Annotated in this window: 1 protein-coding gene; it reads left to right on the plus strand. The window is 41.5% G+C overall.

From position 1 onward, the window contains the following. Nucleotides 1-417: RexA family antiphage protein (locus tag DF185_RS23285; protein WP_438830241.1), on the plus strand; the 417-nt coding region annotated here is incomplete at both ends.

The raw sequence follows: 417 nt of genomic DNA on the forward strand, positions 1-417 counted from the left end.
AAATCGCTCTAAAGCTTCAGTTGAAGATATTAAGAACAGCCTCGCAGATGACGAATCATTGGGATTCCCATCTTTTTTGTTTGTTGAAGGCGACACCATTGGTTTTGCCAGAACTGTTTTCGGGCCGACCACATCCGATCTGACAGATTTTTTAATCGGGAAAGGAATGTCATTAAGCAGTGGAGAGCGCGTTCAGATAGAGCCACTGATGAGGGGAACCACCAAAGACGATGTTATGCATATGCATTTCATCGGCCGAACAACGGTGAAGGTAGAAGCCAAGCTACCTGTATTTGGCGATATATTAAAGGTCTTAGGGGCAACAGATATTGAAGGGGAGCTTTTTGACTCATTGGATATAGTCATTAAGCCAAAATTTAAAAGGGATATAAAAAAGGTTGCCAAGGATATTATTTT

The sequence above is a fragment of the Marinifilum breve genome, from assembly GCF_003202155.1.
Lineage (GTDB): Bacteria > Bacteroidota > Bacteroidia > Bacteroidales > Marinifilaceae > Marinifilum > Marinifilum breve.